Source organism: Mycobacterium sp. (assembly GCF_049683935.1).
GTDB lineage: Bacteria > Actinomycetota > Actinomycetes > Mycobacteriales > Mycobacteriaceae > Mycobacterium.
This window is the reverse complement of record NZ_JBAUJR010000405.1, coordinates 1-6,111: the sequence shown is the minus strand read 5'-3', so window position 1 is coordinate 6,111 and position 6,111 is coordinate 1. Positions and strand designations below refer to the sequence as shown.

At 68.2% G+C, this 6,111-nt stretch carries 8 protein-coding genes and 1 pseudogene; 2 read left to right on the top strand and 7 right to left on the bottom strand.

Annotated features, from left to right (window positions below; translation table 11 throughout):
• From WA965_RS23135 to WA965_RS23125, 3 genes are all read right to left on the bottom strand, one after another.
• A partial coding sequence (locus tag WA965_RS23135; RefSeq protein ID WP_526448116.1) for an acyl-CoA dehydrogenase family protein occupies positions 1–409 on the bottom strand: 409 nt, incomplete at its 3' end.
• A 13-nt stretch (positions 410–422) separates the two neighbouring features.
• On the bottom strand, positions 423–1,601 hold the full coding sequence (locus WA965_RS23130; protein ID WP_526298299.1) for an acyl-CoA dehydrogenase family protein: 1,179 nt from the start codon (positions 1,599–1,601) through the stop codon (positions 423–425).
• Between the two features lie 73 nt (positions 1,602–1,674).
• Positions 1,675–1,971: a hypothetical protein gene (locus tag WA965_RS23125; RefSeq protein ID WP_526448115.1), complete on the bottom strand. Its 297-nt coding sequence runs from the start codon at positions 1,969–1,971 to the stop codon at positions 1,675–1,677.
• Between the two features lie 105 nt (positions 1,972–2,076).
• Between WA965_RS23125 and WA965_RS23120 the strand changes: the two genes are divergently transcribed.
• On the top strand, positions 2,077–2,799 hold the full coding sequence (locus WA965_RS23120) for a TetR/AcrR family transcriptional regulator (RefSeq protein WP_526298295.1): 723 nt from the start codon (positions 2,077–2,079) through the stop codon (positions 2,797–2,799).
• Between the two features lie 8 nt (positions 2,800–2,807).
• Here WA965_RS23120 and WA965_RS23115 read toward each other — a convergent pair whose 3' ends face one another.
• The 3 genes and pseudogenes from WA965_RS23115 to WA965_RS23105 form a co-directional block, all read right to left on the bottom strand.
• The gene (locus WA965_RS23115) at positions 2,808–3,209 is read right to left on the bottom strand and encodes a type II toxin-antitoxin system VapC family toxin (RefSeq protein ID WP_526298293.1); all 402 of its coding nucleotides are present in this window, start codon (positions 3,207–3,209) and stop codon (positions 2,808–2,810) included.
• The gene (locus WA965_RS23110; RefSeq protein ID WP_526298291.1) at positions 3,196–3,441 is read right to left on the bottom strand and encodes a hypothetical protein; all 246 of its coding nucleotides are present in this window, start codon (positions 3,439–3,441) and stop codon (positions 3,196–3,198) included. The genes WA965_RS23115 and WA965_RS23110 overlap by 14 nt, the downstream gene beginning before the upstream one ends.
• A 241-nt stretch (positions 3,442–3,682) precedes the next feature.
• Positions 3,683–3,976: pseudogene (locus WA965_RS23105) on the bottom strand (WhiB family transcriptional regulator).
• Between the two features lie 369 nt (positions 3,977–4,345).
• Between WA965_RS23105 and WA965_RS23100 the strand changes: the two are divergent.
• On the top strand, positions 4,346–5,083 hold the full coding sequence (locus tag WA965_RS23100; RefSeq protein WP_526448114.1) for a transcriptional regulator: 738 nt from the start codon (positions 4,346–4,348) through the stop codon (positions 5,081–5,083).
• 3 nt (positions 5,084–5,086) lie between these two features.
• Here WA965_RS23100 and WA965_RS23095 read toward each other — a convergent pair.
• Positions 5,087–6,111 (bottom strand): MinD/ParA family ATP-binding protein (locus tag WA965_RS23095; protein WP_526298287.1); only part of this gene is annotated, 1,025 nt, incomplete at its 5' end.

Genomic DNA, 6,111 nt, shown 5'->3' with positions numbered 1-6,111 from the left:
GGCCGTTCAGCAGCCAGAGGTTGCCGTCGTAGGCCGCCTGCAGCGCGGGCGCGACATCACCCGCATCCACGGGTGACCACAAAGCCGTTGTAGCGCAACGTCTTCCGTCGGCCAGCGGGGGCAGCAGCACGGCGTGCTGCGCGGCGGTCCCGAAGGTCTGTACGGCCAGGCCCGCGTGCAGGGTGCCGTGGACGATCGTCGGGCACAGCGCGCGGCCGGCCTCGACGCAGAACGCACCGAGGGCGGTGAGGTCGGCGCCGGAGCCGCCGTACTGCTCCGGCAGAGTCAGCCCGAGAACACCGGCGTCGGCCAACGACGCCCACAGTGCGGATGGCTCGGTTCCGGCAGACAGCAGCCGCCGCAGCATCGACGTGAACTCGCGTTCGTCGTCGTCGGGTAGCAGTCGCACAGTCAGCTCCTGATCAGCGCCCGTAGGACGGCATGCCGTGGCCCCGCTGCGCGATGACGTCGCGCAGGACCTCGTTGGTGCCGCCGCCGAACCGCATCAGCGGCGCCGCGCGGTACAGGCGCTCGAAGACCCCGTCGGCGGGAGCGCCCGAGGTGCGATGTGCCAGCAGGCCGTCGGGTCCGAGCAGATCGACGGCGAGGTCGGCGATCCGTTGCCGCAGTTCGCTGGTGAAGACCTTCTCCACGCTCACCTCCACCGTGGGGATGACGCCGATGTCCAGCAGCGACGCCGCTTCCAGACCCATCAGCGTCGCCACGTCCACGTCGGCCTCGGCCTGGGTCAGGCGCCGAACGAAGGCCGGGTTGTCACCCGGGACCGATCCGTCGCGGCGCGGCCGGTGAACCAGTCGCTGCATCTCGTCGAGCGCCCTGCGCAGATCTCCGACGTTGGTCAGAGCACCGCGTTCCAGGTCGAGCGCGCCGGTGATGTAGGTCCACCCGCGGTTCTCCTCGCCGATGAGGTTCCCGACGGGGACCCGGACGTCGTGGAAGAAGACCTCGTTGGTGCGGTAGCCCGACCACGCGGTGAGCGGACGGACATCGATGCCCGGTCGGTCGAGCGGCACGATGATCACCGAGATGCCGCGGTGGCGCCGGGCGTCGGGGTCGGTGCGCACACAGAGCCATTCGTGGGTGCTGCGTTGAGCGCCGCTGTTCCAGATCTTGGATCCGTTGATCACCCAGTCGCCGCCGTCGCGCACCGCGCGGGTGCGCAGGCTCGCGAGGTCGGTACCCGCATCCGGCTCCGAATAGCCGACCGCACAGGTCAACTCGCCCCGGGCGATCGGTGGCAGGAACTCGCGCCTGTTCTGATCGGTGCCGTGCCGCATGATCATCGGCGCCACCGAGGTGACCGTCAGGTCCGGTCCGGGCACGCCGCGGTATTCGAACTCCCGCACCAACAGGTGCTGATGCATGGCATCAAGACCGAGCCCACCGAATTCGGTGGGCCAGCTGACGCCGAACCAGCCCTTCTCGCCGACCGCGCGCCGAAACGCCGTGACCTCCCCGCCGATGCGCTCCAGACCGTGCTCGGCGAGTTCGGCCTCCAGCGCCGGTGTCACGTTGTCGCGCAGGAAGGCTCGCACTTCGTCGACCCAAGCCCGTTGGGCCGCATCAAGGCCGACGTCCACGAGCGGTCAGCCTAGCCGCCGAGGCGTTGCGGTTGGACTGTTTCGAAAAGAAAGAGTTCGGCGGGGTGGTGGGTCAGTCGGCCGAGGAGTCCGCGACATGCTCGGTATCCTCGTCGCGGCCCCGCCATTCGGCGAAGAACCGATGAACCCAGTCCTCGGTCGCGAACTCGCCGAACTGGCGCGGGTGATCGATCACGGCGGTGTGGATCTGGCCTCGGTCGTCCTTCATGAACATGAGGACTGGTCCGACGAACAGGTTGCCGTTGAAGGCGTAGTGCCGCGTCTCGCCGTCAGCGGTGCGGATGTCCACCTCGTAGCTGACATGCCCGGCCTCACCGGCGGTGCGTCGGATGTGGCGAACGGTGGCCACGCCTTCCCCCATCCCAGCCCTCTCTCCGAACTTCGTCGCTGCAGCACTCCACCCTTGGGTACAACGGCGTTAGGGTCAACAGTGTTGACATAAGGAGTGACGCGTGTGACGGAGCCCAACAGACAATTGGCAACGGGTCGTCGCCGGCGGCGGACGCGAGCGGGAACCGAACTGTCGCGGGAGGTGTACATCGACGCGGCGGTGAACCTGATCGAGAACCGCGGCGCGGCGGTCTTGAGTGCCCGCACGCTGGCCGCCGCCGTCGGCGCGGACCCGTCGGCGCTCTACCGATACTTCGCCGGCGTCGACGATGTGCTGCGTGCTGTCGGCGATCGGATGATCGGGATCGCGCTGGACAACTGGTCGCCCGGTGACGACTGGATCGATTCGTTGGCGAATCTGGCCAGGGCGCTGTACCGGGTGTACGTCCACGAGTTCCCGCAGACGGGGTTCGCGGTGGCGACCCGCACCACCGGGTTGCCCAACGAGATTCGAGCGGTGGACCTCACCGTGGGCCTGATCTGCGAAGGGGGCTTCGATACGGAGACCGCCGCGCACTGGTTCCGATCGCTGTCCGATTTCCTGCTGGGGCAGGCGATGCTCGAAAGTGCATTCGTCTCGCTGCCCCAGGAAGTGCAGAGCGTCGACGACACCGCCTGGCGCACCTTCGAAAAGCGGCTGCCCGACATCGATGCGCCGCACGCCGACGCGGCGGCCCCGCACCTGCGTTCGCGGATGCTGGGCTCGTCGTTCGAGGACACGATGCAACTGATCCTGCGCGGCCTGGCGGCCTCCCCGCGCAGCGCTTCGTCGACTCAGGGAGAGTGAGCGCTCGGTCAGTCCGCCGCGCCGACGACCTCGATACGGCAGGTGGGTCCATGAGCGCGCGCCAGTCGCCGGTCCATCGTCAGCAGTGTCCCGTCGAGCGCTTCGGCCAGCGCCACATAGAACGCGTCCCAACCCCGGACCGAATCCCGTAACTGCCAAGTCCGATCGAGCAGCCATTGATGGCCGACGCGATCGCCGGGCCAGTCGCGAAGGTCGGCGACGGCCTGGTCGGCGGCGGTGCGATCCAGTCTGCCCTGCAGGTACTGAGCGCGAATGACCCCCATCACCTCGACGTCGATCACGTGGGGAGCGGCCTGATCGTCATCGGCCAGCAGGCGCGCCGCGATCTCCGCTGCGCGCGGGGTGTCGGCCACCACTTCAAAAAGGCAGGACGCGTCAACGATCAGCATTCGGCCACTCGCCGCGCCACTCGTCCAAGGCGGCCAGCACTTCTGAGGTCGACACGTCGGACGGGCGCCTGCTGGTGCGTGCGAGCCACTGCTTCATCGACGGACGGGCGGCCAACCGAGCTGCCTCTTTTCGGAGCAACTCGGGCACCGTGACCCCCTCCTCGGCGGCGCGTCTCACGAGGCCGGCGTAGACGTCGTCGTCGACGTCGCGAATCTGGATCGTCTTCGGCATTGGCGCATGTTACCATGCACAAACGCATGTTTGCTGCTCGGACATCCAAACAGTGAATTGACGGAACAAATTTTGGGGACGGTGCCGTCATGGCGCCTCTCGGCGAGTGGTCGCTCGAAGCGACTGATGTGATTGGGGCCCGGGGCATGTCCGGCACCGTCGAGACATAGAACTGCGTGCCGCCCCGGACTATTCCGGGTCCGCCGCCGACCCCTCGTCGCGGCGGCGGACGGCCGGAACGTCAGGCGATCTCCGCGTAGTAGACACGGCGTTCGCCGACTGTCTGGCCGTTGCGCTCGGCCAGTGACTTGAGTTGGCGTAGGGCAAACGTCCGGCCACGACCGGCCTCGGGAACGTAGATGCCCGCCCACAGCCCTTCGGCACGAGGCAACTCGCAGGCCTCTCGCGCGCACAGTCATCGTCGGGGGCAGGCGCGGCAGATCGCCTTGGCCTCTTGATCGGCCGTGGTGGTCCACCGCTCCGGATCCCGGGTGCACGCGCCCACCGGCAACTCGTCGCTCGATTCTGCGTTCATCGGTGTCGCTCCTCTGTGCGCTGGCGGCCTGGTCGCCGCGATGTCCGAAAACGTATCGGACAAACCGTAGCGATGCAACAGTTTGTGCAACGGAATCGTAGGCGGAGGCATCGGGGAGTTCGCGGTCGTGGTCCGCAGCTGGTCCGATCAAAGCCGATTGAACTGGTATTTCTACGATCGCCGGTCGGAGGAGAGCGGTGGCGAGAATGTCCCAGAATTCCGTAGCGTTGGTGCCGCCCGGACCGCCTCGAAGGTGTAGCTTTGACACGGAACCATTGCGGTTCGCCGAACCAAGTCGTAGCAGTAGCGCGGTGACTGGATACGATGTTCGCGCCGATCCGACCACACAGCACGAGTAATTCCCGGTAGATGACCAACGCGGAGTCGATCGACGAATCGGCCGACGTCGTGGACCCCGGGATGGCCAGGGCGGGGGCTGCCGCAGCGGCCCGGCGGCGCGAGCTCGACATCAGCCAGCGCCGCCTGGCGGCCGACGGAATCATCAACGCCGGCGCGCTGATCTCCTTCGAGAAGGGCCGGAGCTGGCCGAGGGAGCGCACCAGAGCAAAGCTCGAAGAGGTCCTGAAGTGGCCGCCCGGCGCCATCACGAGGCTGCGCAGGGGCGAACCCGTGCGACCCGTCGAACCGGCCACCCCGCGCACCACTACCGGCGGCGACGAGGTGTCGCTGATCGCGCAGGCGGTGGTCACCGCGGTCAACACGCTCAGCACGACGGTCGCGTCGCTGCCGCCCGTCGACGACCCCGCCTTCATCCCGAGGGTGACAGGAATCCTGTCGAATCTGCGTCAGCTCGAAGCTGTCGCGGCGGGGGCGGCACGGATAGGTCGGGTCACGCCGCCACTGATCAAGGCGTTGAGCACGGTCCGCAGCCTCTACGACGAGCTGATGGTGCGCGCCGCCTCGGCGCCGCAGGCCACGCTCGGGCAACGCCTGTACGCCGCGCGCCGTGGTGCCAACCTGACCGTGCTCGAAACCGCGCAGGCCGCCGGGGTTTCCGAGCGAGCGATCCAGCAGGCCGAAGCCGAGGAGCAGGTCACCGGAGCCGAGGCCGCGGCCATCGAGGAGCTGGTCGCGCAGATCGCCTAGCGGTCAGCGCCGTTCGCGTGAGCGGTCGTCGCGGTTGGGGAAGTGCGAGGCCAGGGCAGCGCAGATCTCGAGGAACTTCCGACGAGCCGGCGGGGACATCTCGCGTGTTCCGTCGATGACGCCGCCGGGGCGCAGGTGCCCGTCGAAGGGCACCTCGACGACGAGCTGGCCCTGGCCCGAGAACTGTTGGGCGAGAATCGCCCTCGTGCGTTTGTCGGCGTGCCCGTCGGAATCGTTGAGAACCACGATGGTGCGCTGCAACAGGCCCGTCAAGCCCCGGTTGGCGAGCCAGTCCAAGGTCTGGCCCGCCGCGGCCGCGCCATCCACCCACGGCGTGGACACCACCACCAGCGCATCGAGGTCGCGCAGCACCTCCTGGGTGACGGGAGTGTCCATCGTCGAGCTGCAGTCGATGATCGAGATCGTGAAATGGCGATCGAGGCGGGCGGTGGCCTCGCGATAGATCGCCGCATCGAGTACTCGGCGGCGGGCCGGCGTCGCTTCACCGGCCAACACGAACAGTCCGGCGGCGTTGTTGCCGACCCGGTTGCGAACGTCGGCGAAGGTCTCGAGGTGCCGGTCTCCGGCCAGCTCCCAGAACGAGCCCTGCGCTTTTGGGTCCACCCGACTCCCGAGCTTGCCGAACGCGGTGTCGGCGTCGACGGCCACCACCCGGTCGTCCTGCCGAAGCTCAGCCAGGACAGACCCGATGCAGGCCGACACCGTCGTCTTGCCTGCGCCACCCTTGCCCATCACGCCGATCTTGAAGTGACCGCGCAGCGGGCCGCGAATCCTGGCCTCGAGTTCGGCGAGGCGACGCTCTTCGGGTGACGGCCCGAGATTGATCAGCCCGAAGGTGGCCTTGTAGAGGGCTGATCGCCAACCGCGGCCGGGCACGGCCTTGCGGGCTGGGACGAGTTCATCGGCCCGGATCCGGTCGGCGTAGGAGCCGGGGTGTGCGGGAGCCTCAGGGCCGGGGGGCTGATGGCCGTGCCACGGTGCGCCGCCGCCGTGATGCTGGGGTGCGG

Coding starts and splice junctions, on each gene's coding strand:
- WA965_RS23115 (WP_526298293.1), bottom strand. CDS start 3,209: ATGCTGATCGTTGACGCGTCCTGCCTTTTTGAAGTGGTGGCCGACACC.
- WA965_RS23110 (WP_526298291.1), bottom strand. CDS start 3,441: ATGCCGAAGACGATCCAGATTCGCGACGTCGACGACGACGTCTACGCC.
- WA965_RS23100 (WP_526448114.1), top strand. CDS start 4,346: ATGACCAACGCGGAGTCGATCGACGAATCGGCCGACGTCGTGGACCCC.